Source organism: Peribacillus sp. ACCC06369 (assembly GCF_030348945.1).
In the GTDB taxonomy this organism is placed as follows: domain Bacteria; phylum Bacillota; class Bacilli; order Bacillales; family DSM-1321; genus Peribacillus.
In genome coordinates this window covers 33,096-60,065 of record NZ_JAUCEN010000002.1, presented here as the reverse complement: position 1 = coordinate 60,065, position 26,970 = coordinate 33,096, and the positions used below count along the sequence as shown (strand labels likewise).

Here is a 26,970-nt window from a genome sequence, read left to right as displayed (position 1 = left end):
GACCTCCTCATTGGTATGACGGATGCCACTTTAAGCATCTTTTTTCAATTATTTTGGCCGCAACGTCCGATACTTTTCCTAATATTGCATATAAGAGAATACTGAGAACAACAATATCCATCCTCATGAATTCCCGTGCATTCATAGCCATATATCCAATTCCAGAATTAGCGGATATTGTTTCTGCGACAATTAATGTGACCCACATGATTCCAAGGGAGAAGCGAATCCCCACCAAAATGGATGGAAAGGCTGCAGGTAGGATCACATTCCAGAATAAAGAAAAACCACTTAAACCATAAACCCTTGCCGCTTCGATTAATTCCTTATCCACCGATTTCACTCCATGAAATGTATTTAAATAGATGGGAAATAGAACCCCTAAAGCGACAAGGAAGATTTTCGCTTCTTCTTCTATACCAAACCATAGAATCACCAGCGGTATTAAAGCTAAATGCGGAATATTACGCAACATCTGAAGCGAGGTATCGAATAAGGTTTCAGCAATGGACGATAATCCATTTAATAAACCTAGTACAAAACCTATAATCCCTCCTATTAAAAAGCCGATGAAGGCACGCTGGGCACTGATGCCGATATAATCAATAAGTTCACCTGTCCCCAATAAAGCGGCACCCGCTTGAAACACTTCAGTCGGGGCAGGCAATATCCGTTCCGACAGAATTCCCCACAAAGACAGCAGCTGCCAAGTTACCAATAGCAGTATGGGTACAAGCCATGAAATGAGGTGAAACCTATTGAATTTTTTGTTTAACTTTTTCTGCATCTTCATTTTCACTTCCTTTTGTAGGGTAGTGGTCATTAGCCAGTATTTCACCGAATGGGCTCGTAGCTTTTGAAATGGGAACTTGCAGCCGTTCAACAGGTAGCAAAGGAAATAATAATTCCGCAACACGATACGCTTCCTCCAGATGAGGGTATCCAGATAAAACAAAGGATTCTATACCGATTTCTTCATATTCCTTCATTCTGGCAGCAACATTTTCCGCACTCCCGACTAGTGCCGTACCGGCGCCTCCGCGCACAAGACCAACACCTGCCCATAAGTTAGGGCTGATTTCAAGTGAATCCCTTTTTCCGTTATGGAGTTTCGACATCCGCTTCTGGCCCACTGAATCAAATCTTTCAAAAATCTTTTGTGAATTTTCAATCATTTCGTCATCCACATATTTAATGAGTTCCTTCGCTGCCTGCCATGCTTCTTCTTCCGTTTCCCTCACTATGACATGCATCCGTATGCCAAACCTGACCTCACGTCCATACTCTGCAGCTTTTTTACGTACCTTTTCAATTTTTTCAGCTACTTGCTCCGGCGGCTCACCCCAAGTTAAGTACACATCAATATGCTTTCCTGATATATCGATGGCAGGGTCGGATGAACCACCAAAATAGAGTGGTGGGTACGGTTTTTGTACAGATGGCAACAGAATGTTCCCGCCTTCAACCTTTAAGTGCTCCCCTTCAAAGTCCACTTTGTCCCCAGTCATTTCTTTTCTCCAGATATCAAGAAATTCATCTGTTTGTCCATATCGTTCCTTATGATTCAGAAATACGCCATCACCTGCCAATTCGACCGGGTCCCCTCCAGTTACTACATTGATTAATAGACGGCCATTCGACAACCTGTCGAAGCTTGAAGCCATCCTGGCAGCCAAGGTCGGCGACATTAAACCAGGTCTGACCGCAACTAAAAATTTCATTCTTTCCGTTGCGGAAATCAATGAAGAACCCACTACCCATGCATCCTCACAAGACCGCCCCGTTGGAAGCAACGCTCCTTCAAAACCTAAATGATCGACTGCCTGTGCTATTTGTTTTAAATAAGGGAGTGTAATCGCCCTCCCTCCCTTTGTCGATCCTAAATAGCGACTTTCTCCATGTGATGGCAAAAACCAAAATACTTTCATTTTATTTCCCCCTTAATTTTTTTTAACATCTGCAGATGCATCTAGAATATTAATCTTGCTTGGAATTAATTTAAGATTAAAAAATGTATCGGCAATCTTTTGTTGATCATCCAAAACCGTACTGGAAATCTCCTCAAGTCCATATTCTTTTCTTTTTAATGTTTTTTCTAATGATTCCACACTAATCCCAATTTCTGGAGATAAAAATTCAGCGACGTCGCTTGGGTTTTCTTCAATCCATTTATCAACCTTTATCAGTTCTTCTTTGATGATCTTCAAAGCCTCTTTGTTCTCGGAAAATGAATCCGTCGCCAAAAAGAATTCACGATTCGCCACTAGTCCTTCTCCATCCCGGATCGTTTTCGTTTCTAGTTCCAATTCGGCCGCTGATAAAAATGGATCCCATATTACCCAGGCATCGATTTGGTTTCCTTCAAAAGCGGCCCTCGCATCTGCCGGCGGTAGGTAGACAGGAGTAATATCATCAAGAGTAAGACCTGCTTCCTTTAAAGCTTTGACCAATAGATAATGAACATTGGAACCTTTATTCAAACCAACCTTCTTTCCCTTTAAATCTTTCACATTTTTAATGGGCGAATCCTTTTGCACGACTATAGCCTCTCCTGAAGGGTTTGCGGGCTGATTAGCAATATAGACAAGCGGAGCCTTGGCTGCCTGTGCAAATATCGGTGGCGCCTCCCCTGTGTGCCCAAAATCAAGGCTGCCGACATTCAAGGCTTCAAGTAGCTGAGGTCCCGCAGGGAATTCAGTCCAATCGACGGTATATCCCAATTCTTTTAAATGTGTTTCCAGCTCCCCTTTGGATTTTAAAATATTTAATGTCCCGAATTTTTGATAACCGATTCGAATGGTCCTATCCGTTTCTTTTGCGTCAGCACTTTTGGAACTGTTCTTTTCCTGCCCACATCCACTTAATATCAGCATGAAGATGCTAATAATGGAAATCAGCCACAAATTTCGTTTTTTCTTCATATTCTGCACACCCTTCTTAAACTATTTATATAAAAATAAAAGGCTCCTTTCCTTCACCAATAGGACAATAGGGCAAAAAGATGCCTAATGTTCAATGGTAAGTGAAAAAGAGCCTTCGGTAGTCCGATCGGCGTTAACCAGTATGCACTTGCGTTAGTACAGTTTTTCATTTCAGAAAATATGAATTGAATATTTGTATAGTCATTTTATTATCAGTATTCATATCTGTCAACTAAGAATTAAATATTTTCTGAAACTTTTAAACGAAAACACGGCGAGCCCGAAGGCCCGCCGTGTTTTCGTTTATTTTATTATCAATCGAATAATGTGCTGACTGATTGTTCCTCATGGACACGAATAATCGCCTCTGCGATCAAAGGTGCTACAGAGAGTCCAACAATTTTATCGATTTTCTTATCTTCAGATAGGGCAATCGTGTTAGTCACGACCAATTCCTTAATCGTTGAATTTTGAATCCTTTCGATCGCAGGACCTGAAAGGACTGGGTGTGTACAACAAGCATATACTGCTTTAGCACCATTCTCTACAAGGGCATTGGCCGCTAGTGTAATAGTGCCTGCGGTATCGATGATGTCATCAATCAGTATTGCTGTCTTCCCTTCAATATTACCAATGATGTTCATGACTTCAGCCACGTTCGGTCTTGGGCGGCGTTTATCGATAATGGCAATCGGTGCTTTTAGGCGATCAGCCATTTTACGTGCCCGTGTAACCCCACCATGATCAGGGGAAACGATGACGATATCACTTAAATCTTTTTCCTTGAAGAAATCAGCTAAAATTGGAACAGCAACAAGGTGATCAATCAGAATATCGAAGAAACCTTGTATTTGTGGCGCGTGAAGATCTAATGTGATTACACGATGGGCACCAGCAGTTTCTAAAAGATTTGCGACAAGTTTAGCTGTAATTGGTTCACGCGCACGTGCTTTACGATCTTGTCGGGCATAACCGTAATATGGCATTACAATATTGATCGTTTTAGCTGAAGCACGTTTAAGAGCATCGATCATAATTAAAAGTTCCATTAAATTTTCATTGACTGGTTGGCTTGTTGATTGGATTACGTAAACATCACAGCCACGAATACTTTCTTCAATATTAATCTGAACTTCACCGTCACTGAAACTTGTTACGCTACATTTTCCAAGTTCAACACCGATTGCAGCAGCGATTTCTTGTGCTAAATCGAAGTTTGAATTTAAAGAGAATACTTTTAAATTAGGATCTAAATACTGATTTGACATGATGACCTCCGTCGGTTATTTATTAAATTTCAAATTCTTGACATAATCTTCTTTGTTAACTTGACGAGCCCGAGCAACGGATAGGGCTTCCTGCGGTACATCTTGCGTGATGGTTGACCCAGCAGCCACATATGCTCCTTCTCCAATCGTCACAGGTGCAACTAGATTAGAATTGCAGCCTATGAAGACATTGTCTTCAATCTTCGTCAAATGTTTATTTTTCCCATCATAATTCACGGTAATAGATCCGCAGCCTATATTAACATTCTCCCCAACCTCTGCATCGCCAATATAACTCAAATGAGAGGCCTTGCTTCCTTTTCCAAAAACGGCCTTTTTAATTTCGACAAAATTACCGATTTTAACGGAATCCTTAATATCTGATTGAGGTCTAACATGTGCGAAAGGACCGATTTTAACAAAACTTCCAATATTGCTTTCGTGTACAACCGATTGTAGGACTTCCGTTCCATCACCGATTTCACAATTACTGATTTCCGTATTCGGGCCAATCAAGCAATCCTGTCCGATAATACTTTTTCCTTTTATGAATGACCCAGGGTTAATGACCGTATCCTGTCCGATTTGCACATCCGCTTCAATGAACGTTGTAAGCGGATCGACGATCGTTACGCCATTCCTCATATGCGATTCATTAATGCGTTTCCGTAAAATATGCTCAGCCTGCGATAAAGCCACTCGGTCATTTACACCTAATGTCTCTTCGAATTCACTGGATTGGAAGGCCGTCACCACTTCCCCTTCTTCTTTTAAAATTTCAATAACATCCGGTAAGTAATATTCTCCCTGGACATTTTCATTTGAAACCTTTTTCAGCGCGCTAAATAATGCTTGGTTATCGAAGCAATATGTACCGGTATTTATTTCCTTAACATATCTTTCTTCATCAGTGGCATCCTTATGCTCGACGATTTTTTCTACAAGTCCGCCTTCACCGCGAAGGACCCTTCCATAGCCAGCTGGGTTATCTGCATATGCTGTTAAGATTGTTGCTTTCGCCTGACTTTGCTCATGCAATGCTATAAGCTCTTTCATCGTTTCCGCTTTGATCAAAGGCGTATCACCGCAAATCACAAGGGTCGTTCCACTTTTAACGGATAAAACGCTTTCCGCTTGCATTACAGCATGTGCCGTACCTAATTGCTGATCTTGTAAGGCATACTTGCATGAATCACCAAGCTGTTCTTGAACTTTTTCAGCTCCATGGCCAATGACTGTTACAATATCTTCTATTTGAAGTTGATTGACTTGATCGATAACATGTTGTACCATTGGTTTCCCGCAAACAGGGTGCAAAACCTTATAAAGCTTAGATTTCATCCTAGTACCTTGCCCAGCGGCCAATATTATTGCATAGCGATTACTCATAACAGGCCTCCAATTCACCTTTTTATCCACTAAAAATATTATCTCATATAGTGATTCTTTTCAAGGTAACAATTAAAAGTACATATAATTGTCAACCGCGAAGGTAAGAAAAATTTCAAATTCCGACTTCCTTCAAACATTATTATTGGACCTGTTAGCAGTCTTTTGAATCATTCAAATAATAATATTTGCTTGATCAATGTCATTTTCATTATTAGCATAATACAGAAATCGCGCCTTCTTCCCCTGTTACACCAGTAACCCCCCCATCATCCCAAAACACTACCATGATCGCACTACGCCCTATGTACAGGCCATTAGGAAGCACTGCATCCTTTGTTAACTCCCATTCCGATATCAGGTTGCCGATTCATCTCATATTCACGTCATTGGAGGTTATGATAATTTTCATAATGGTATTCCTTCCATCCGCTTACAGGGATTTTAATATATCAGGATGTATAAAAAGGTTTGAAAAATAAAAAGGAGGGGTACTTAAACCATTGAAGATGGCATCATAATATATACCATTTTAGTCAAATTACTAACTGGAAAGGGAATAAGTTCTAAACTTATCGTTTCAGAATAAAATAAAAAAGAGCACTACTAATGAAGTAGGCTCTAGATGCACGAATTATAAAATAAAAGTTTAAAGGTAAGTTAATTAAGAAGCACCTGCTCCAGCTTCCTCTAGTTCAGTTTCAAGTTCTCCCAATCGGTGATATTCTGTCAAGACAGCTTCTTGAATTTTCCCGCGTGTCGAGGAATTGATTGGATGAGCGATATCCCGGAATTCTCCATCTGGAGTTCGTTTACTTGGCATTGCTACAAATAAACCATTGTTTCCGTCGATCACACGAATATCATGAACCACAAATTCATTATCCAGTGTAATTGATGCGATAGCTCTCATACGACCATCCGTATTCACACGGCGTAATCTTACGTCAGTTACTTCCATTTAAGCTCACCATCCCTTTTTGTTGTTGTTAAAACTTAAAGTACATATTCAACAAAAAAACGTGAACTCCTTCTATTATCTGTAATTTTTTTAGAAAATTCAGCCTAGTTTTCAAAAATACTATAAATACCCCTTATATTTCAGGAAAATTACCCATTACGAATTCCCCTTAAAAAATAGGCTTTGTTAAAGATTAATGTTGATTTTTGAACAAATTAAAGAGACCACCCAAAAGTGGTCATCTTAAGTGCATCCTATGGAACTAACGCACCTGTCAGCTTAATATTTTTCTATTCTTTATTTCTGTTCATTAAGTTGAAGTTTGAAAATAGAGGATAATGTTTCACCGTCTTTCCCTTCCAAAACGCCCCATACCTGCTTTTCATCCTGCACGTCCGCAGAACCACTTTCGTCGAACCACACCTTATATTTTTGCCCTTCCTTGTTATCCTCGTCTATAAACCAAAAAACAGCATCTTCTTTGCTATCTTTATTAACTGATGCTGTTTTATCCCATTTTACATCTGCCGTAATGTTTTCAATCTTTTTCACATCATCTTTCTCTGATATACCTTTTCTATCACTTAATACACCGTTCTTCTGTACCATTTCATAACCAACAACTTTTGCTTTTACCTCGGAAGAACCCGAAGTTTTAGAAGAACTTGAACATCCTCCTAACGCCATAATGATAACAAGCAAACCGAAAATCCATAATAATTTCCTCATACTCACACCTCTTTTTTCCAATTATACCATTCATAAACAGTGTTGATTGAGGAAATCAACAACAGCCATTAACAGAGCCAAAAAATAAAAAAAACGCCCGTTTATTTAACGAGCGCAACCACTTCTATTTCCACTAGTGCATCTTTAGGAAGCCGAGCAACCTCTACACATGAGCGAGCAGGTTTATGGCTAGAAAAATATTCTCCGTATATTTCATTAATCGAACCGAAATCTTCCATACTTTTAATGAATACAGTAGCTTTAATGACCGTTTCCAATGAGGCTCCTGCTTCTTTCAATACAGCTTGGAGATTCTTAAAGACCTGGTGTGTTTGTTCCTTAACATTCCCTGTTATCATCTCGCCAGATGCAGTAAGTGGGATTTGTCCTGAACTGAAAAATAACTTATCCACGATCACGCCTTGTGAATATGGGCCGATCGCTGCCGGTGCTTCATCCGTATGTATCGTTTTCATGAAATGATTCCCCCTATTCCTTTTTCGAAAAATAGTTCCCGCGGCTGACATTGATTTTTTTGTCTCTTTCGACCACCTGCGTTAACTTGATTAATGAAACATAGTCCTCTACAAGGCATTCTTCCGTATGTTCGGATTCGACCAGCACCGCTATTCCGGCAACTGTTGCCTTAAATTCATCCAATAAACTGACCATACCGTTAATGGTACCCCCGGCCTTCATGAAATCATCTACAATCAATACATTCGAACCCTCAACCAAGCTTCTTTTAGAGAGTACCATCGTCTGAATCCTCTTTGAAGAGCCTGAAACATAATTGATGCTCACTGTAGAACCTTCCGTTACTTTATTATTCCTACTTACAATGACAACTGGAACATTCAAATAATTTGCCACGGCGTATGCTAATGATATCCCTTTAGTTGCCATTGTCATGATGACTGAGACATTTTTCTTGGCATACATTGAAGCGATTATCCTTCCAACCTTATTCACGGTTTGCGGATGTCCTAATATGTCTGTCATATATAGATAACCGCCAGGAAGTAGCCTTTCGGGACTAGCGATCGTATCGCATAATCCGTCAATGAAAACATTGGTTTCTTCTTCCTTGATGGAGACAATATATTTCACTCCACCCGCCGCACCTGGAACGGTCGTTAAAGATCCTATCCCGCGTTGTTCAAAGGTATCCTTGATGATTGTCAAATCTTCACTGATCGAGGACTTTGCCGAACTGTACCTTTCAGCAAAATAAGTCAGTGAAACCAATTCCCCCGGATGTTCTAATAAATAATTGGTCATATCGACTAGCCTCTCGCTGCGACGAAATTTCATTGAGACACCCCCTTTGTGAATTCCGAATATTATATAGCAACTATACCACTAATGTACGTTTCTATTCAAGATTGTTTCGATCACCCAATAAACGGACCGCATAAACTTGATCACAAAATCCCCGAAGCCCATTATAAATTCTTTGCATGCGCGAATCATGTTCCACCAAACCAAAAACGGTCGGACCACTTCCGCTCATCAAGACCGAATCTGCTCCAAATGTCTTCATTTGATCTTTAATGTTCGCAACCTCTGGGTATAACTGCAATGTCACTTGTTCCAGAACATTGCCCAATCCCCCACATACATCGTGATAATTGTTTTCCTTAATAGCCGAAATCATTCCAGGTACATCCGGATGCTCCATTTTTGAAATTTGGAGCCTTTTGTATATATCAGCAGTCGAAACACCGATTGTCGGTTTGGCCAAGATGACCCAGCATTTTGGCGGTGCAGGAAGATGCGTGATTTTTTCCCCGCGCCCTCTGGCCAATGCCGTACCTCCATATACACAAAATGAAACATCAGAGCCAATTTCAGCTCCTATTTCCGCAAGTTCATCCATGGAAAGACCAAGCTTCCACAGTCTATTTAATCCTCTCAACGTAGCTGCGGCATCACTGCTTCCACCAGCAAGTCCTGCGGCTACAGGTATATTTTTCTCTATAGTTATAGAAACACCTTTATTGATTCCAAAACGTTCCTTTAGAATAAATGCGGCTTGATAAGCTAAATTCCGATGATCATCCGGAACAAATCGATTATGGGATAGAATTTGTATATGATTTCCCTTTATTTCCTTTAGTTCAATTCTATCGGCAAGGTCGACTGTCGTCATGATCATTTCCACCTCATGATACCCATCAGGCCGTTTGAAAAGCACATCCAAAGCCAAATTAATTTTAGCCGGGGCTTTTTCCATAAGCTTCAATATGTCCACCTACTTTTACGTTCTTAAAAGTTCTTGTCCTATTCTATCATATTTGTTTATATTCTAAAGGTTTTTTCATCGTAATTTCAATGTAATGAAGCTAAGACTGACCTTTAGAGGAGAATAGACACATGTAGGCACATGGGTGAGCAGCACGTTCCTACTTCCCAAAAGACTTGCTACATATCCATATAGCATCACCGATACATAAAAAAACCAGACTCCATATCTACAATGTAAGCAAAAATGAATATAGCTATACATTGTATAAAGAGTCTGGCTTCTTCAATAGGACAGCATGATGCAATTAAGTGTTTTATCTTACTCCTTGTTCACCAATTGACGTTGTGCTTTTTCGATAGCAAGTTTTACCATGTTCCCTGCGTCCTTGGCCCGGATTCCTCCCCAGCCTTCTTTCTGGACAACATCGTAAAATCCAAGTTCTTTTGCCAATTCTTCTTTAAGATCATTTGACATAATCCCTTTTTTCCTGCCCAAGCGAAACAACCCCTTTCACATGCTGTCACATGCCTAGTGTTTGCATCATACGCTATTTCATTACATCCTTTTTAAGCCTTTATTGGAGTTCACAGGATATTTTATACAAAACAAAAAGCAGCAAACATAATTGTTCGCCGCCTCCTCTAAGTTACATCTCTTGTTGTTTGTTTAAAAATGTTAGTTCTACGGTTTCCGTTAAAACATCCGCATAGCTGTAAGATACTCTTTCAAACGCATTTTCATCTTGGTCGAGCTCAATTACAAAAACAGCCGGATAAGTTTCCGCCAAAGTTCCAAAACGTTCTACAGTCTTTCTTCTTCCACCGTTTGCTTTTAAGAGCAATCTTTTACCTAGGTTTGAATCAAGTGCAGTTTTAATGTCAGCTAGAGTTTTTGGCATTTTCGGTCCACCTCACTAAGTTAAGTATATCACATTTTACAAATATACGCAAACAAAATAATAAATTATATCAGCACTTAAAAATGTAGTCAATATATTTTTATCTGAAATTCGGCAAAATCGCGAACATTTTTATTATATCCTGGGAAATGAAAAATTATGTAGACGAACTATTTCATTATTCATTAAGCCGAATTTTCGTAATTAAATCCTCACCTAGTGTCATTTCTTAACAAAAACCCTGGTATTTTGTGATAATATCCGAATTCTGACACGATGAAAGCAAGCTGCATTCTTTCAAAATGCAGCTCGTTCATTCTTCCTGAAATGGCTTGAAAGGCAACCCGGTCCGGAGCACTCCTTTTGTCTCAATTCCCCCTAACCCCTTCTCTCCCGTTAGTGTATTCCGAAGGACATCCCATACATGAATATGCTCAGAAAAAGGCGTAAAGCTTATCTTTCCGACAATATACACTGGATCAAGAGCATGTATATTAACACGGGAAGGGGAACTTGCAAAGTTTGCCCCCGCTTGTATTAGCGATTCAAAATGCGATTGACAAGCTCCGGCAAATATAATCAGTTGGTCTAAATGAGAAACCTTCCTTCTCGCTTCTCTTACTGTCTGTACAAAATCCTTTGAGTGACGGTAGGCGTTGATATCGGACATTGGTCCTTTTGATTTTGAATAGGCATCATGACCGGTGACAACAAGGATATCCGGCCGATAGTGATCCAATAACCCCCCGATTCTTTGGGGCATTTCCTTTTCATTGCAATAGATACCATTGACCGGAATACCGAATTTCTGATATAGATCCATGCATTTCCTTAAGTATGATGCATCCCCATCAACATGGAGGACCCTGCCTGGTATCTGAAAATATTCACCGCTATAACGATATCCATTACTGGATTGATAGCCGTTTTTTTGTTGTTGTAACTCTAAATCTTGTGTTAATAAGCGGTAAGATTGTTCTTGAAGTACCTCATTCGACCTTTGCCGATCATGTCTTTCATTATCATTTATGATTATTAAATCTTGAAAAGGTGCATCTGCAATCAATCGGATATCTTCCCCATAAAGAACAGCTTGCCGTCTTCCGTCAATATCATGGATATCGATTACCCGGAACAACACGTCACATTTATAAGAAACCCGACCAACAATATCGTTTATTTGAATATTCATGGCCCCACCCCATGAGAAGACTTATTTTCAGCCCGCCTCAGTTTATTTTCATTCTTAAGTTATGCGAACCATTCTTGAATGGTGAAAGGTGGGATTGACTTCATTTTGGTTACGTTCCATTCATGGTAGGCCAATTTAAAAATAAAAAAGCCGGAAGCTGGGAGTAACCCCGTTCCGACTTTGAATTTTCTCATATCCTTTATTTAAAATTTGGCAATAACGCATCACTCAAGCGTCCAAATTCTTTGATGCTCAGTGTTTCACCACGTCTGGAAGGATCCACTTCCGCGGCTTCGAGAGCAGCAAGTATGAGTTCTTTTTTCGATTTACCATCTGGCAGCTGACTGGTTAAGTTGTTTAAAATCGTTTTCCGACGCTGCGCAAAACTCGCCCGGGTCACAATGAAGAGGAAATCCTCATCCAGGACAACGACGATTGGCTTAACCCGCCTAGTAAGGCGGATTACAGCTGAATCAACATTAGGTTGAGGCATGAATACCGTTTTGGGTACGATCATCACTGTTTCAGCTTCGGTATAATATTGAATGGCAATGGATAAAGAACCGTATTCCTTTGTCCCAGGTTTAGCGGCAATTCGATCAGCCACTTCCTTTTGCAGCATGCACACGATGCCTCTAATGGGCAGATCCTCGGACAATAGCTTTAAAATGATGGGCGTCGTGACATAGTAAGGCAGGTTTGCAACAACCATCAGGTCCGAGAAGCCAGCAAATTCTTCCTCGATGACCTTCTTAACATCAGCTTTTAGAACATCGCCATGAATGATGTTTACATTGTTATAAGGAGACAGTGTATCCGATAAGATGGGCAGTAGTCGCTGATCAATCTCAAAGGCCGTAACTTTTTTGCTACTTTTCGCTAATTGTTCCGTCAGCGCGCCGATCCCCGGCCCAATTTCAATGGCACCGCTTTCCTCTGTCAAATTTGCATGTTCGACAATACGTTTCAAGATATTCGTATCGATTAAAAAGTTTTGACCTAAGCTCTTTTTAAAAGAGAATCCGTACTTCTTTAATATATCTTTCGTTCTGACAGGGGTTGCAATATCCTTATTCATTTTTTTCCTCCTGATTTATCTGTACCATCGCTTCAGCAAAAGCCTCAGTTGATATTTGGAACATTTTTAGTCTCTTATATAACTGTTTACCATTGGTAAACCCGATTTTCAAAATGGATCCAAGTTTTTCCCTTCGTTCCTTGGCACCGGATCCTCCAATTAAACCTGCATCTATTAAATCCTGCTGTGAAATCTCTTCTGAAGCCTCTTCATCCATTAGTTGGGCATCCTTTAAAGCATTACGAATTGCCTCAGGAGAAGCATGTTCAACTCCTATCCCTCTACCTGACTTAGGAAGGGCTTCCTTCTTCGTTAAAAAGGCGTGTTTGCAGCCTTTTACTTGTTCTGAAATTGCATTCCTGATTTTTTGACCAGGAAAATCAGGGTCTGTGAAAATGATGGCTCCACGTGTCTTTTGTGCAAGCCTCACCTGCTCAATACAGGAATCATTCACCGCGGAACCGTTCGTTTCTATTGTATCAGCATTAACAGCCCTTTTTATCGCTACCGTATCGTCTTTACCTTCTACAACAATAATTTCTTTAATCTTTTTCATGTTTTCCTCCATACAGAAAAGCGCAAGCGCTTTGATTGGCTCTTTATAAACGTAACTGGTCCCCGTAAGACACCCACCCATTTTCATAGGAATGAAACCAGTCAACATCATTTATGAAAGTTTAAACGATTATGAAATCTTATGGAATATTGAGACGTCTATCTTATTAAAACAGTTTTATATAGGGTTTTTCAACAAATGGAAAATAAAACGTCAAAAAACAGGAGACGAATTCATCTCCTGCGAGAGAAACCTTATTAGTTCAATACGCGAATCTTAACTTTCTTTACACCCCAGCGATAGGCATCATCTTTTGAGGAAAAGAAGACATCAATCCTATTTCCCTTTATTGCTCCGCCTTTGTCAGCAGCCACTGCATAGCCATAGCCCTCTACATATACTTTCGATCCCATAGGAATCACACTTGGATCGACAGCTATGATTTTCGCCCCCGGATTACTTTTTAGATCCACGCCTGTAGACGTGACACCGGAACAGCCCTTACAACTGGCAGTATAAGCCGTTGATGATACGTATATTTCTTTTCCACTTGAAGAACTAACGTTAGTTACTCCGCGTGATGCCTGGGCAACCGTCGTTTGAGTTCCAACCGTGACAACTTTATCCTGCTTTTTATTAACTACTTTTTCTGATAGTAATTCTCTTTTGACCTCTTTGCCATTTTCTTTAATAACTTCATATTTTTTGGAAATCAGTCCGTCTTTTCCTGCTTTGACAACTTTCTCTTTCCCTTTTGATAAAGAGTCATCTTTTTTAGTTATGACAGCAAAGTCAACTGGTTCTTCCACTACATCGGTGACTTTTTCAATTCGAATTACGTTTACCGTATTCTCAGCTTCAACTTTTCCGGCTAATTCTGGCTCAACTCGGTCCAAATCATTGAGCTTTACTCCTTGTTGCTTTAAAAAGTCAGCGACAGTAGTCGAAGTTGACCATACCTGCTTTTCTTCCCCACCTACAACTAATTTCAGTGAAAAGGCTTTGTCTATGGCAACTTCCATATCCGCTTTCAGCTTCGTATTTTTTGAAGGCGTGATCTTATCATGTTCCTTCACACTAAGATCTTGTTCTTTTAAAAGTTCGTCTACCGTATCGGCAGTGGACCAAACTTCCTTCGGTTTACCGTCTTGTACCATGACGATTTTTTGTGCAGGCTTCCAAACCACCTCTAAATCACCATCAACCTCTGTGTTTCTTGATGGGTGGACATAGTCTGCTGCTTGAACGGTAATCTCTAAATCTTTCAACATATCATTTACAGTAGCCGCGTGTGTCCGCACTACCTCTTTTTTTCCATCTAGCATAATTGTGACTGTATGCTTTGTTCCTTGATAGATAAGTATTCCCAATGCTGTAGAAACAAGAATCGCACTGCATATGGCAATTGCCATTCTCTTCTTCCCAAAAGGTTTGGGAATAAGGTTTTTCATAGTTTTTAATAGAATGAAAAACTCCTCCTTCCTCCCGGTGATTATATAGACATAGTTATCAAGCTGTCAACCCATTCACTTCTCATTAAGGAAATTAATACCTATTATGCATATTCCACATTAAAAAGGAAAGGGCGAATTCTCGACATAATAAGCCTATAATTGGAGTGAGATTTGTAGAATCCTAAAAAAATGCGATTTTAGCTAGCGAATCCCGGGAGATATTGTAAAAAAAACTGTCAGTTAATGCCGAATAATTTCTTGGCATTTTCCGTTGTTGCCTTGGAAACTTCCTCTATTGTGAGCTGTTTGATTTCTGCGATTTGTTCAGCAACAAACTTCACATACGAAGGTTCATTACGCTTCCCTCTATAAGGATGGGGAGCCAAATATGGACAATCGGTTTCAATCAATAAACGGTCTAAAGGTACGGCTGCTGCCACCTCTTTTGGTTTTTTTGCATTCTTGAAGGTCACAGGGCCGCCCAATGAAATATAAAAATTCATATTAATGCATTCCAAGGCAGTTTCTGCACTTCCGCTAAAGCAATGCATGATTCCTCCTACCTCTGAGGCCTCTTCTTCCTTTAATATCTTCACGATATCCGCAGTCGCTTCCCGATTATGGATGATAATGGGCAGACCCAGTTTTTTCGCCAAACGGATTTGCTTCCTGAACACCTCCATTTGAACATCTTTCGGTGATTTATCCCAATGATAATCGAGGCCCATCTCACCTATAGCCACAACCTTTGGATGATTGGATAATTCCTCGATCCATAGTAAGTCCTCCTCGGTCATATCGATAGCATCAACAGGATGCCATCCGACTGCGGCATACATGAAATCATAAGCTTCTATTAATTCCATTGCCCTTATAATAGTAGGCCGGTCAAAACCAACGACTACCATATTGTTCACTCCTGCTTCCTTAGCTCTTTCTATGACGTCCTCTAGATCCTCGTTGAATTGTTCCGCATTAACATGTACGTGTGTATCAAATAACATTATTTCTCTTCCTTTCTAGCACTATTTTATTAAAAAATGAAAGTTTTATGTTTCACATTTAGGTAACAAAAAGATTACAAAGGAGCCTATATGCCCAACAAGTAAATATAGAACTAATAAAACCTTTATAATTTACTGTTTCCAAAAGCATAAAGAAAAAAACATAAAAATGTTTCATATGAAACACCTTTATGTTTTCGAGGGTTTATTTCACCTTTGAACCATTTGGAATCGATGAATCTATTGTAGCGACTGAGAGCACACCATCCTGGCTGCCCGCCAAAATCATTCCTTGTGAGAGCTCGCCACGAAGTTTAACAGGTTTCAAATTAGTTACGCATATCACTTTTTTGCCTACTAAATCTTCAGGTTTATAGTGCTGTGCAATGCCTGATACGACTTGCCGTTTCTCATAACCTAAATCAAGCTGCAGTTTAAGAAGCTTATCCGCTTTCTTTACCGGTTCGACTTCCAAGACCTGGGCAACACGAAGTTCCACTTTTGTAAAGTCATCAATAGTGATTTCATCAACCTCTGGAATCGTCTCCACCACTTTTTCCTCGGCCTTAGGGGCTCCACCCTGCATTTGTTCTTTTATATATGAAACTTCCTCTTCCATATCCAAACGAGGGAATATCGGGTCACCCTTCAAAACTTTTGTTTCAGCAGGAATTTGACCGAACTCCGCTAAACTGTCCCAGGATTTTAAAACACTATCCGTGATGTTAAGTTGAGCAAAGATTTTTTCCGGTGTTTGCGTCAAGAAAGGTTTCAAAAGAATGGCCGTCCTGCGTAATGATTCCGCCAAATGAACCATGACACTACCAAGGTCTTCCTTCCTTGATTCATCTTTAGCAAGAGTCCAAGGCTGGGTTTCGTCAATGAATTTGTTAGTTCTGCTCACGAGTTGCCAAATGGATGTTAGTGCAACTGAAAATTCCATGTTTTCCATGGCTTCCTCATACTTGCCTACCGTGTCTTGGTTCATTTCAAGCAAAGCCTTTTCAAATTCGCCATTGGATCCTTCGTAACTTGGAATCACACCATCAAAATATTTATTGACCATTGCTACTGTCCGATTTAATAAATTACCTAAATCATTTGCCAGGTCAAAATTGATCCGTTCCACAAAGCCTTCCGGTGTAAATACACCATCAGAACCAAATGGGACTTCACGCAATAAGTAGTAACGTAAAGAATCCAAACCGTATCGATCAATCAATGTAACGGGATCCACTACATTCCCTTTTGATTTGGACATTTTACCATCTTTCATGAGAAGCCAGCCGTGTGCAAAGACTTTCTTTGGAAGCGGTATGTCCAGAGCCATTAACATAATCGGCCAATAGATTGTATGGAAACGAACAATTTCCTTTCCGACCAGATGTACATCGGCAGGCCAATAATTCAAGTATTTAGAATCATTATCAGTTCCATACCCTAATGCCGTTATGTAATTGGTCAATGCATCAATCCATACATAAATAACATGCTTTGGATCTCCAGGTACCTTAATGCCCCAATCGAAAGTAGTACGTGAAACGGCCAGATCTTCCAATCCAGGTTTGATGAAGTTATTGATCATTTCGTTTTTTCGGGATTCCGGTTGAATGAAATCAGGATTTTCCTCGTAAAACTTCAGTAATCGGTCCGCATATTTACTCATCTTGAAGAAATAAGACTCTTCTTTCACCTTTTCAACTGGTCTGCCGCAATCTGGACAGTTACCATTGCTTTCTTCAACCTGACGTTCCGTGAAGAAAGATTCACAAGGTGTACAATATAACCCTTCATATTGGTCCAAGTATATATCACCCTGGTCCAAAAGCCTTTTGAAGATCTTGGCTACAACCTCTTTATGGCGATCTTCCGTCGTCCTAATGAAATCATCATAAGATATATCAAGCTTTTCCCAGAGCTCTTTAATCCCTGATACGATATTATCTACATATTGCTGTGGAGTGATTCCTTCTTCAGCCGCTTTACGCTGAATTTTTTGACCATGTTCATCAGTGCCTGTTAAATACATGACATCAAAGCCACGCATCCTTTTATAACGAGCCATGGCATCCCCTGCCACTGTCGTATACGCGTGCCCTATATGTAAATTACCACTCGGATAATATATGGGTGTCGTGATATAGAATGTTTTTAATTTATCTTGCACTTCGTTCCCTCCTCATCTTTTGGAAAACCGGCTTTGGGTCTAGGCCAAAGCCATTAGACTATATTTAAGCTATTATCTCTATTTTAACGCTATATACCATTCTACGCGACAATAATCACTAATCAACTCATCATGTTAATAGAATAGAAAATATTATAAGTAAATGTCATTTTAAACTAAGGGATCATGATGTAAAATTCCCTTATTTCAGCATTACCTCTTACCTCAACAAAATATACCTAAAATTCTTTTTTTGTGCAACAACTCACATATTCGAACTTTTTCGGAAAATTATCCTTAATTCAGAACTTTTGTTTTGAAACTAAATTGTAATTAATCATATAATAAAAGAGGAGAGGTATGTTCTTATATGCACACTTTGTCGAATTGTGATGAAGTGAGTAGTTCTTTGTAGCCTATCATTTCTTGAATTATAAAGACATAACCAGTTTTTTCTCATTAAAGCCGTTTGTTTCAGCGGAATGCAGCCACACTATTTCTTACAAAAAAATGAAAATAAATCATTGACGAATTTGGGAATGGCTGGTATTATAAATTTATAAAAAAATTTGTCGAATATTGGCGAAAAAAATAGAAATAGGGTACTAGATTGTAACTGAGAGGAGAATTTTTAAAAATGAAATCTACAGGTATTGTTCGTAAAGTTGATGAGTTAGGCCGGGTGGTAATTCCAATCGAACTTCGTCGTACATTGGGTATCGCTGAGAAAGACGCTCTTGAAATCTATGTTGATGACGAGCGCATCATCCTGAAAAAATACAAACCAAACATGACTTGCCAAGTTACAGGTGAAGTTTCCGATAACAACCTTACACTTGCTAATGGTAAATTGATTCTTAGTCGTGAAGGTGCAGAATTACTTATCCAAGAAATTCAACAAAACTTCACTACTTCTAAATAATTGATATAAATAAAAAACTTCCGATCTTCGGAAGTTTTTTTATGCTTATTTATCATTATATATCAATGTGATACGCTTGATATACATCACGTTTTTGTATATTGCGGTCTTTTGCGACCTGCTTGATTGCGTCCTTGGAAGTGAACTGCTTGGCTTCCATATAATGATTAACATGACCGACTATATCAAGGGCCATCCACCAAGCTTCTTCAGGTTCATCATCCGACCATTGCCCACCTTCTATTATTAAACAGAACTCACCGCGAATCTCGGATTCCATTGCCCAAGTCAACGCTTCACTCACCGTCCCCCGAATGAACTCTTCAAATTTCTTAGTTAATTCGCGGCATAAAACTATACGGCGGTCACCTAAAATTTCATGCATATGTTTCAACGTTTCTTTCAATCGATGTGGCGATTCATAAACGATCCAAGTCGTTTCCATTTTTTTTAATTTTTCCAGCTCCTGCTTTTTTTCTTTTGCTCCCCGTTGTAAAAAGCCATAAAAGTAAAAAGGCTGCGGAATGAGTCCAGATGCAATCAATGCAGTTAATGCAGCATTGGCCCCCGGCAACGGTATGACTTTAAACTTTTCGGCAATGGCATCTTTGACCAGTTCATATCCCGGGTCGGATATCGTCGGCAATCCAGCATCACTTACCAATGCGATGACCTCTCCTGCTCGAAGCCTCTCAAGCATCTGCTTCCCGCTATATTCCTTATTATGTTCATGGTAGCTGACGATAGGTGTCGAAATTTCAAAGTAGTTACATAATTTCTTCGTATTTCGCGTGTCCTCAGCAGCAATGACATCAGCTTCCTTTAAGATTCTTAGAGCCCGAAAGCTCATATCCTCAAGGTTTCCTATCGGTGTAGGAACCAGATAAAGAGCTGGCTCCAACCCTTCTTTTTCAAAACTCTTTTGCTGCCACATATCATGTATCCTCCTTTGCCATCCACTTTTGCTTTTGTTTTCTTGTTAATTGCTTAAACTGGTATTCAGCCTGCATGGCCATTGTCTGTGTTTCAAAAATTTCATGGTAAATCAATTCAACCGGAGTCCGCCCTCGCGTATACTTTGCCCCCCTGCCTTGATTATGAGCATCAATCCTGCGATCCAGATTATTTGTATACCCAGCATAATAGCTGCCGTCCCTGCATTTTAAAACATAAAAATAATGCTTATTCCTCTCCATATAAAATCCTTCTGATTTCCGGATTATAATCATTTTGATCATTATACACAACGAGCGGAGGAAGAATCTTCAAATCGGGGTTACCGTCCTTTATCCCTTCAATAAGAATCGTATTCGCTTCCTTTGAACTTTTTGGATAAACGAACTGCAGCCGCTTCGGTTCAATTCTGTACATCCTCATTAAATGGAGGATATCCATAAGACGGCCCGGTCTATGAACGAATGCCGCTTTCCCACCTTGACGCAGCAACTGACTTGAAACACGTATGACGTCCTCAAGATTACACATTATTTCATGTCGGGCAATTGCAAAATGCTCATTTTTATTTATTTCCTCGATAGATGGCGTCGGGAAATAGGGTGGATTGCAAGTAACAACGTCATATTTGCTATACCCTATCTGTTTTGGAATCTCTTTTATATCCCCATGAATCATCTCGATCCGGGAGGATACGCCATTATAGTCCATGCTCCTCTGGGCCATGTCATATAACCGCTCTTGAATCTCCACACCCGTAATTTCCCCCTTAGTTCTTGTACTCAGCAGCAAAGGTATGACCCCATTCCCTGAGCAAAGATCTACGATTTTCCCCTTTTGAATCGGGACATTTACGAACCTTGATAATAAAACCGCATCTAATGAAAAAGAGAAAACCGATGGGCTCTGGATGATCCTTAAATTCTCAGCCAATAGATAATCCAGGCGTTCATCTCCTTTAAGTTCTACCATTGCTGTTACCCTCCTAATTATGTAGCGAAAAAGCATGTTTAGGGTCCATGCTACGACATTCATATCGAACAAAAAGGGGCCTGACTCATAGTATGCGTCAGACCCCGAATCACTATATATTGTAAACGGTCCACTATCACGTAAAAGAGATGGAACATCTTTTATATTATTCCATTATCACTTCTTGTTTAAAAAAGATAAACAGAACAGGCAATCCCCTTCTTTTCGCAAACTGCCGAAATGCAGATTGCAAATATGAAAGCCTTCTTGATAGATACGGGCTAAATTATCATAGCCTTCCCCGATATCCATAACCTTGTCCGCACTAGCAGTACGGTTTTTCACTTTTTGCTTAACCTTTACTGCAGCAGGCGCGCTTTCTACTTCCACAAGGCCTAACCGTTGGCGCAAGTGCTCGTTCTCCAGCTTGAGCGACTGGTTTTCCTCTAGTATTTCAGCTAAGTTCTGCTTCAATTCTCCAAGCTGCTTATATAATTGGCCTATCTGGGTTTCCATATTGGTCACCGACTCAAAAATATCTTTCTTATCCACGCTCTCCCACCACCTTAATAATCTGTGGCTTGAATAGAAACGGCTCCCTCTTTTAGAATCTCATCTAGAGTATACTCTAATACTCTTTCCTGCTCGATTAGTTCAATCTGAAGTACGCGTTCTAGAATATTAAGCCCCACTACCTTGCCTTTGCCACCAGGCGTATTAATCATTTCACCTAAATCAGGAAGCATTTCCTTCGCACTTTCATACTCATCATTTTCATATTTCAGACAGCACATCAATCGACCGCATAATCCTGAGATTTTTGTAGGGTTTAGTGATAAATTCTGATCCTTCGCCATTTTGATGGAAACCGGTTCAAAATCACCAAGAAATGTGGAGCAACAAAGCATTCTGCCACAAGGCCCGATGCCACCAAGCATCTTTGCCTCATCCCTGACCCCAATTTGGCGCAGTTCTATACGAGTTCTGAATATGGCAGCTAAATCTTTGACTAAATCACGGAAATCCACGCGACCATCCGCTGTAAAATAAAACACGACTTTATTTCTGTCGAAAGTATATGACACATCAACCAGCTTCATATCCAGCTTATGCTCAACAACCTTTTGACAACATATAGAGTAAGCCTCTTCTGCAGCCGCCTTGTTCTCGTCAACTATAATCTTATCTTTTGCATCAGCGACCCGAAGCACTTTTTTCAATGGCAGGACAACATCGTTTTCATCTACTTGTTTACGGGCTGTAACAACTTTACCGAATTCAACACCGCGGACAGTCTCCACTATTACAAAATCGTCCTTAGGAATAGCGAATTCGCCCGGATCAAAGTAGTATATTTTGCCCGCCTTTTTAAAACGGACACCTACAACATCATACAAATCATGATCCCTCCTGCAAATTCAGCACAAGCTGTTCCATCAACAGCTGTGGATTCGTGTTGGACATCAGCTTCCTTTTTGCTTCCAAAATACAACCCATATGTTCAGCAAGGCGTCTTGGGGAAAGATGAAGAGCGTGAGTTTCAAATTCCTTCAGTTTATTTTGGAAAACAACGAAGTCCTTTTTGTCCAACTGAATGTATAATAAATCCTTATATATAAGAAGTAACAAATCAAGACCTCTGTCAACCTGTTCTCTTTCTTTAAAGTGTGCAAACCAATCCGTCTGAAGGTACAACAATGCCTTCAAGGAATTAAGTTTTAACACTTCATATAATTTTACCACTATTTTTTGAGCTTGTACAAACCATTCATCATGGCTAAGCTCGATTCCGGCTTCCACATTCTGTGTTATATGCGAGATTACCGAGGCAAGCTGTGGTTCTAAATCATGTTCCATCAGCTTCCGTTTCACATTCTCCGGGGATAATGGCTTGAATGAAATCACTTGGCATCTTGATAATATGGTCGGTAGAATCCTCTGAATCTGTTCAGTCATCAATATCGCAACGGTATCGGCCGAAGGTTCTTCTAAAAATTTCAATAGACTGTTGGCGGCCCCCACCGACATTTTGTCTGCATCGGCAATCATATAAACCTTTCGATCGGCCTCTACGCTTTTTTTCGAAAATTCTTCTTGGAGCCCCTTAATTTGTTCTTTCTTTATCGAGAGACCGTCTCTCTCAATCAAATGGACATCCGGATGATTCCCGCTTGAAATCCGTTTGCAATTCCGGCAAAGTTCGCATGGCTTATAACCTGCTGTCGGGGCTTCACATAGTAAGCTTTTGGCAAAGGTCTTGCTTATATCTTGCTTACCTGTACCTTTTTCCCCTTCAAATAAATACGCATGAGCCACTCTGTTCTTCGTTATGCTATTTTGCAGCATCGTCATTACCTGCGGCTGAATTTGACTCATGTCCTGCCATGTTTTATCCAAAACCATCAACTCACTTAAGTATATAAATTAATCAGAAGCCCTTTAATTTCACCTATCATTTCCAATATTTCAAGCGAGCTTTTTTCTTTATTAAGAATTTCCTCGCTTAACTGAACTAGTCTTGCATCTATCGTTTCCACGGTTTTCAACGGCCGGCTCTGTCCAAATTGGTTCCAGCTCGTGGATTGCTTCAGTTCCAGTCCATATTCAACAGCTTCTTTTACAAACCGTTTCACCAATGCTTTATATTTTGCCAATTCCCTAAAAGTACGTGACCTTACCAAACGCTGGCCCGCACCTTCAATATCGCTTATCAAACGGTTTAATGTTTGGATTTGCATCTTTTGATCCTGTGTTTGGACCATTTGCTGAAATCCCCCATTTCCGGTTTGAAACTGTTTGGCATCCTGTCGGGATTTATCAAGCTTAATAGGGATATCATGGTTGATTTTCATAATGAACCTCCCTGCAACTAACCGTTAAAATTGTAAAAAGTTTTCGACCGGCAGAACAAAAATGGTCGCACCGCCTACTTGAATCTCCACTGGATAAGGTACATAGGACTCGGCATTCCCGCCCATCGGTGAAACCGGTGATACTAACTGGGATCGTGACTGACAATTCTGTTTGATGATCTGGATGGCTTGATCAACACGTCCATCCTCGGTGCCAATCATAAAGGTCGTATTACCTGATTTTAAAAACCCGCCAGTGCTGGCTAGCTTGGTTGTTCCGAAATTATTTTCCACTAATTCATTCAGCAGGCGATGACTATCCTTGTCTTGAACGACAGCAATGATCATTTTCATTCTCATCATCCTCCGGTTACTCTGAATTTTTCCTAACTCCATTATAGCAACTAGTCTTTGCCTGGAATAGTATTCGGTTGAATAATATGGAAACCTATATTCATTTTCCAAATTTTTCTAAAAAATCTAACAAACCTGCTTTCGTTTCTTCAAAAACTTCATCAATTGTCCCGCCTGCATCCACGATAATGAAACGGTCTTTCCATCTATTTATAATTAACTGATACCCGTCACAAACTTTTTTATGAAAATCCAGGGCTTCAAGATCCAGCCGGTTCACTTCCCGTTCTCCATTGGACTGGATACGCCTCAATCCTTCTTCTGGGTCGATATCAAAAAAGAACGTGGCATCCGGCATCATATCTCCAATTGCGAATTTATTGATATTATAAACCTCTTTAATATCCAAGCCCCTTGCATGGCCCTGATAGGCTAGAGAACTATCAATAAATCGATCACAGAGGACAATTCCCCCTCGTTCCAACTCCGGCATGACCACTTCCACTAAATGCTGACGTCTTGCTGCTGCGTATAATAAAGCCTCTGTTCTCGAATCCATAGCTGTATTATCCTTATTAAGGATCACTTCCCTAATTTGTTCTGAAATGGGGACTCCTCCTGGCTCACGCGTTAATAGCACTTGGTAGCCTTCTTGTTGCAGAGCCTTGCCAAGCATTTGGGTAATTGTTGTTTTCCCAGCACCCTCGGGCCCTTCCATTGTTATAAAAATACCGCGTTTCATCGATGTACCTCCAAGGTTCTTTGTTTGTAGTATATCATTTTAACCAGCCTGACCGCTTTCATAAACGATCAACTCTCCGTTTGAAAGGGAGGAACCGCCATGAAACCTTGATCCCAGTTCAAGCAGTCTCCTTAAATTGGTTATATGCTCCGGAGTAATCATTTCCCCGGACATAATTAAAGGGATTCCCGGCGGATAAGGAATGACCATCTCCGCTGAGACCTTTCCTATTGCTTTCCTTAATAAAACAGGTCTCGACTTACTATGCTTCATGACGGAATATGGCATTTCTAGACCTGTCATTGACCTTCCTTCAGGCCAGCTAACCCCAAGATCTGCTTCCCCGTTTCCGGTTCTGTCTTTAGTGGCACTTTTTATATTTTGAACGATTTCATGAAAAGGAAAATCGGTACTCATATTTAATAAGGGTAAAATCATCAATAAATTATTAGGATCAGCTAATTCTGTAAAAATGCCTTTTGTTTCACATAGCTGCTGTAACTCAAACCCGCTTAAACGACTTGTTGATTGAATGACTACTTTCAATGGGTCTGCTGAAGTACCTAGTGGTGCCTCCAGCACCCTTACTGTTTGAAGGGAACCTAATTCCCCTCTGAAATCTGATATCTTTTTAATAAGGGATTTTTTATCTTCTGATGTAAAAGCGGCTAAGTAGGCCCTGGCTAAGTCGAGCGATCCCATAATCGGGTAGGATGGACTGCTCGACTGAAGCATTTGTAAATAGAATGATACTTGATCCACATCAACTAAGGATGAATTGACATGAAGATACGACCCCATCGTCATAGCCGGCAGTGTTTTATGCGCTGAATGGACAACGGCATCTGCCCCTGCCAAGATGGCTGTTTTAGGAAACGGACTCCCTAACTGAAAGTGAGCGCCATGTGCCTCGTCCACCAGCACCGGGATTCCCTTTTGATGTGCAAGTCTAACCATTTCCGTCAAGTCTTCACCAAGACCATAATAATTCGGATAGGTTACAACGATGGCTTTTACATCTGGATGGGCACTCAAGGCTTTTTCAATTAATTTTGATCCTACACCGCCAGCTATGCCCCATTTCTCATAAAAAACCGGTTGTAAAAAAATCGGTTGTACATTCGCTAGCATCAATCCATGTAAAATTGATTTATGGCAATTTCTTTGGACAAGCACCTTATCACCTTCGCGGCAAGTAGCAAGAATCATCGCTATGTTACCTACGGTTGACCCGTTAATCAGAAAATAACTCCTCTTTACTCCATATAATTCAGCGAGTAGTTGCTCGGACTTTAAAATCGCTCCCTCTGGAGCATGCAGGTCATCTAAACCGCTTAGCTCCGTGGCATCTATACCAAGCAGTGGGTTATACAGCGCTTGGCCCTTTTCACTAAATACCCAACCATTTTTATGTCCTGGGACGTGCAGGGATATTGGCCTTTTTTTATAAAAAGCACTCATTGCATCGAACAATGGTGTCTGTGATTGATTCATTTATCTCTTCCCTCAAATCATAGTATTCCTTCATTTTATCAAATAAGTTCAAATTTATCTCATATTGCTTCGACAGAAAGGCAATTATATATCTCCCAACAGTCTGTTTGGAGGGAACCTACAGAAACATGCAGCTTGTTGCCAAGCATTCTTCTAAAGTACTAAAAAAAGAGTCAGAGAATAAAGAAAACAATCATTTTCTTTATTCTCTGACTCTTCAACTTTCCATAAACTATTTTTTCATGAAAATATTTCAGGATTAGTGATTTTTCTTAATTGCTTTAAGTAATATTTGTACTTGGGATCGTTCGTATCCGTCCCGATCATATCCCTTTCGCATTCCTCACAAATAAAAGTCGTATATAGATGTATTCCCAGCCCTTTTATTTGTTCACAAACCACGCACGATTCCCCTGCCGTTGTTTTGGTTGTTGTTGTTCCCAACATCTCCACCTCCATACCTGCATTCTCCCCAAAAACCATTGTTCGCATACATTAATTTAAATAGTTTAAGAGAACCCGGGATGCTTTTAACAATGTATGATGAAGATTTTCATTACGTGTATGTCTTTATAAAAGTTTCCATAATTGATAAACCCTTCATATCCAATGGTTTTTCTTTTCATTAAGCAAAAAAAGACCAGCCAGATGGCTGATCTTGGAAATGGCTTGGCGGCGTCCTACTCTCACAGGGGGAAACCCCCAACTACCATCGGCGCTGAAGAGCTTAACTGCCGTGTTCGGAATGGGAACGGGTGTGACCTCTTCGCTATCGCCACCAAACATATCAGGAACGTTGTTCCTTCAAAACTAGA

The 26,970-nt window shown here is 40.2% G+C and carries 30 protein-coding genes and 1 rRNA gene; 1 reads left to right on the top strand and 30 read right to left on the bottom strand.

Going from position 1 to position 26,970, the window contains the following annotated elements:
* Positions 1-7: 7 nt before the first annotated feature.
* The 18 genes from ssuC to metG all read right to left on the bottom strand — a co-directional run bounded on the left by ssuC (position 8) and on the right by metG (position 17,865).
* Positions 8-793: an aliphatic sulfonate ABC transporter permease SsuC gene (gene ssuC / locus QUF78_RS01045; RefSeq protein ID WP_289323296.1), complete on the bottom strand. Its 786-nt coding sequence runs from the start codon at positions 791-793 to the stop codon at positions 8-10.
* Positions 756-1,928, bottom strand: a complete 1,173-nt coding sequence (gene ssuD, locus QUF78_RS01040) for an FMNH2-dependent alkanesulfonate monooxygenase (RefSeq protein ID WP_289323295.1) — start codon at positions 1,926-1,928, stop codon at positions 756-758. Before ssuD ends, ssuC begins: the two co-directional genes overlap by 38 nt.
* A gap of 12 nt (positions 1,929-1,940) precedes the next feature.
* A complete protein-coding gene (locus QUF78_RS01035) occupies positions 1,941-2,921 on the bottom strand; it encodes a sulfonate ABC transporter substrate-binding protein (protein ID WP_289323294.1) in 981 nt (326 codons plus the stop codon).
* 314 nt (positions 2,922-3,235) lie between these two features.
* On the bottom strand, positions 3,236-4,189 hold the full coding sequence (locus tag QUF78_RS01030; protein WP_289314093.1) for a ribose-phosphate diphosphokinase: 954 nt from the start codon (positions 4,187-4,189) through the stop codon (positions 3,236-3,238).
* 15 nt (positions 4,190-4,204) lie between these two features.
* The gene (gene glmU / locus QUF78_RS01025) at positions 4,205-5,578 is read right to left on the bottom strand and encodes a bifunctional UDP-N-acetylglucosamine diphosphorylase/glucosamine-1-phosphate N-acetyltransferase GlmU (protein WP_289323293.1); all 1,374 of its coding nucleotides are present in this window, start codon (positions 5,576-5,578) and stop codon (positions 4,205-4,207) included.
* 664 nt (positions 5,579-6,242) lie between these two features.
* Positions 6,243-6,539 carry a septation regulator SpoVG gene (gene spoVG / locus QUF78_RS01020; protein WP_034316332.1) on the bottom strand — a complete coding sequence of 99 codons (297 nt, stop codon included), beginning with the start codon at positions 6,537-6,539 and terminating at the stop codon, positions 6,243-6,245.
* 297 nt (positions 6,540-6,836) lie between these two features.
* Positions 6,837-7,268 carry a hypothetical protein gene (locus QUF78_RS01015; RefSeq protein ID WP_289323292.1) on the bottom strand — a complete coding sequence of 144 codons (432 nt, stop codon included), beginning with the start codon at positions 7,266-7,268 and terminating at the stop codon, positions 6,837-6,839.
* 101 nt (positions 7,269-7,369) lie between these two features.
* Complete coding sequence (locus tag QUF78_RS01010) at positions 7,370-7,744, bottom strand: RidA family protein (RefSeq protein ID WP_289323291.1); 375 nt, start codon at positions 7,742-7,744, stop codon at positions 7,370-7,372.
* 13 nt (positions 7,745-7,757) lie between these two features.
* On the bottom strand, positions 7,758-8,582 hold the full coding sequence (purR, locus tag QUF78_RS01005) for a pur operon repressor (RefSeq protein ID WP_289323290.1): 825 nt from the start codon (positions 8,580-8,582) through the stop codon (positions 7,758-7,760).
* A gap of 61 nt (positions 8,583-8,643) precedes the next feature.
* Positions 8,644-9,513 carry a 4-(cytidine 5'-diphospho)-2-C-methyl-D-erythritol kinase gene (gene ispE, locus QUF78_RS01000; protein WP_289314097.1) on the bottom strand — a complete coding sequence of 290 codons (870 nt, stop codon included), beginning with the start codon at positions 9,511-9,513 and terminating at the stop codon, positions 8,644-8,646.
* Positions 9,514-9,834: 321 nt separating this feature from the next.
* Complete coding sequence (locus tag QUF78_RS00995; protein WP_089364277.1) at positions 9,835-10,011, bottom strand: small, acid-soluble spore protein, alpha/beta type; 177 nt, start codon at positions 10,009-10,011, stop codon at positions 9,835-9,837.
* Between the two features lie 151 nt (positions 10,012-10,162).
* Positions 10,163-10,414 (bottom strand): biofilm formation stimulator Veg, encoded by a 252-nt coding sequence (veg, locus tag QUF78_RS00990; protein ID WP_034316343.1) that lies wholly within the window; start codon positions 10,412-10,414, stop codon positions 10,163-10,165.
* A gap of 313 nt (positions 10,415-10,727) precedes the next feature.
* Entirely contained in the window at positions 10,728-11,606 is an 879-nt protein-coding gene (gene yabG / locus QUF78_RS00985; protein ID WP_289314098.1) for a sporulation peptidase YabG, read from the bottom strand.
* Between the two features lie 199 nt (positions 11,607-11,805).
* Complete coding sequence (gene rsmA / locus QUF78_RS00980; protein ID WP_289323289.1) at positions 11,806-12,684, bottom strand: 16S rRNA (adenine(1518)-N(6)/adenine(1519)-N(6))-dimethyltransferase RsmA; 879 nt, start codon at positions 12,682-12,684, stop codon at positions 11,806-11,808.
* A complete protein-coding gene (gene rnmV / locus QUF78_RS00975; RefSeq protein WP_289323288.1) occupies positions 12,677-13,240 on the bottom strand; it encodes a ribonuclease M5 in 564 nt (187 codons plus the stop codon). The genes rsmA and rnmV overlap by 8 nt, the downstream gene beginning before the upstream one ends.
* 257 nt (positions 13,241-13,497) lie before the next feature.
* Positions 13,498-14,691 carry a resuscitation-promoting factor gene (locus tag QUF78_RS00970; RefSeq protein WP_289323287.1) on the bottom strand — a complete coding sequence of 398 codons (1,194 nt, stop codon included), beginning with the start codon at positions 14,689-14,691 and terminating at the stop codon, positions 13,498-13,500.
* 239 nt (positions 14,692-14,930) lie between these two features.
* Complete coding sequence (locus QUF78_RS00965; protein WP_289323286.1) at positions 14,931-15,698, bottom strand: TatD family hydrolase; 768 nt, start codon at positions 15,696-15,698, stop codon at positions 14,931-14,933.
* Between the two features lie 205 nt (positions 15,699-15,903).
* On the bottom strand, positions 15,904-17,865 hold the full coding sequence (gene metG / locus QUF78_RS00960; protein ID WP_289323285.1) for a methionine--tRNA ligase: 1,962 nt from the start codon (positions 17,863-17,865) through the stop codon (positions 15,904-15,906).
* Between the two features lie 637 nt (positions 17,866-18,502).
* Between metG and QUF78_RS00955 the strand changes: the two genes are divergently transcribed.
* On the top strand, positions 18,503-18,787 hold the full coding sequence (locus tag QUF78_RS00955; RefSeq protein ID WP_057915383.1) for a transition state genes transcriptional regulator AbrB: 285 nt from the start codon (positions 18,503-18,505) through the stop codon (positions 18,785-18,787).
* A 55-nt stretch (positions 18,788-18,842) separates the two neighbouring features.
* Here the strand turns inward: QUF78_RS00955 and rsmI are convergent, their stop codons facing one another.
* The 12 genes from rsmI to rrf form a co-directional block, all read right to left on the bottom strand.
* The gene (gene rsmI, locus QUF78_RS00950) at positions 18,843-19,721 is read right to left on the bottom strand and encodes a 16S rRNA (cytidine(1402)-2'-O)-methyltransferase (protein WP_289323284.1); all 879 of its coding nucleotides are present in this window, start codon (positions 19,719-19,721) and stop codon (positions 18,843-18,845) included.
* A 1-nt stretch (position 19,722) separates the two neighbouring features.
* Entirely contained in the window at positions 19,723-19,983 is a 261-nt protein-coding gene (locus QUF78_RS00945) for a GIY-YIG nuclease family protein (protein ID WP_289323283.1), read from the bottom strand.
* A complete protein-coding gene (locus tag QUF78_RS00940) occupies positions 19,970-20,713 on the bottom strand; it encodes a tRNA1(Val) (adenine(37)-N6)-methyltransferase (RefSeq protein WP_289323282.1) in 744 nt (247 codons plus the stop codon). The genes QUF78_RS00945 and QUF78_RS00940 overlap by 14 nt, the downstream gene beginning before the upstream one ends.
* Positions 20,714-20,890: 177 nt before the next feature.
* On the bottom strand, positions 20,891-21,265 hold the full coding sequence (gene yabA / locus QUF78_RS00935) for a DNA replication initiation control protein YabA (protein ID WP_289323281.1): 375 nt from the start codon (positions 21,263-21,265) through the stop codon (positions 20,891-20,893).
* Between the two features lie 14 nt (positions 21,266-21,279).
* Complete coding sequence (locus QUF78_RS00930) at positions 21,280-22,110, bottom strand: PSP1 domain-containing protein (protein WP_289323280.1); 831 nt, start codon at positions 22,108-22,110, stop codon at positions 21,280-21,282.
* Between the two features lies 1 nt (position 22,111).
* Positions 22,112-23,116, bottom strand: a complete 1,005-nt coding sequence (holB, locus tag QUF78_RS00925; protein ID WP_370013548.1) for a DNA polymerase III subunit delta' — start codon at positions 23,114-23,116, stop codon at positions 22,112-22,114.
* Positions 23,117-23,124: 8 nt separating this feature from the next.
* Positions 23,125-23,565 (bottom strand): YaaR family protein, encoded by a 441-nt coding sequence (locus tag QUF78_RS00920; protein WP_289323278.1) that lies wholly within the window; start codon positions 23,563-23,565, stop codon positions 23,125-23,127.
* 24 nt (positions 23,566-23,589) lie between these two features.
* The gene (locus tag QUF78_RS00915; RefSeq protein ID WP_289323277.1) at positions 23,590-23,919 is read right to left on the bottom strand and encodes a cyclic-di-AMP receptor; all 330 of its coding nucleotides are present in this window, start codon (positions 23,917-23,919) and stop codon (positions 23,590-23,592) included.
* Between the two features lie 100 nt (positions 23,920-24,019).
* Positions 24,020-24,661 carry a dTMP kinase gene (gene tmk / locus QUF78_RS00910; protein WP_289323276.1) on the bottom strand — a complete coding sequence of 214 codons (642 nt, stop codon included), beginning with the start codon at positions 24,659-24,661 and terminating at the stop codon, positions 24,020-24,022.
* 39 nt (positions 24,662-24,700) lie between these two features.
* Entirely contained in the window at positions 24,701-26,155 is a 1,455-nt protein-coding gene (locus tag QUF78_RS00905) for an aminotransferase class I/II-fold pyridoxal phosphate-dependent enzyme (RefSeq protein WP_289323275.1), read from the bottom strand.
* A gap of 240 nt (positions 26,156-26,395) precedes the next feature.
* The gene (locus QUF78_RS00900) at positions 26,396-26,614 is read right to left on the bottom strand and encodes a sigma factor G inhibitor Gin (RefSeq protein ID WP_289327205.1); all 219 of its coding nucleotides are present in this window, start codon (positions 26,612-26,614) and stop codon (positions 26,396-26,398) included.
* Between the two features lie 208 nt (positions 26,615-26,822).
* Positions 26,823-26,938, bottom strand: a 5S ribosomal RNA gene (rrf, locus tag QUF78_RS00895).
* Positions 26,939-26,970 lie beyond the last annotated feature (32 nt).